The sequence below is a fragment of the Mesorhizobium sp. WSM4836 genome (genome assembly GCF_055811815.1).
Window position 1 is genome coordinate 1 of record NZ_JBVVQF010000118.1, and the last position, 278, is coordinate 278.

The following is a 278-nucleotide window of genomic DNA, read 5'->3' on the forward strand; positions in this document are numbered from 1 at the left end:
AGCATCGGTTTCGACCGTATCTTCACCCTGCTGGAAAACGCGCCTCAGGCAGTCGAAACCTGGCCGCCTTATGACATCGAGCGAAGCGACGAGAACACCTATCGTGTGAGGATCGCCGTCGCCGGCTTTTCCGAGAACGATCTCGACATTAGCCACGAGCCGAACCTTCTAATCGTCTCGGGCGAGCGCAAGGAACAGGACGAGGTGGAATATCTCCATCGCGGCCTTCCGGTGCGACCGTTCACACGGCGCTTCGAGCTTGCCGATCACATGACGGT

General features: G+C 58.6%; 1 protein-coding gene. It reads left to right on the forward strand.

Going from position 1 to position 278, the window contains the following annotated elements:
* Positions 1-278, forward strand: a 278-nt coding sequence (locus tag AC0L2P_RS32345) for an Hsp20 family protein (protein WP_473507260.1), incomplete at both ends; no start/stop codon positions are given.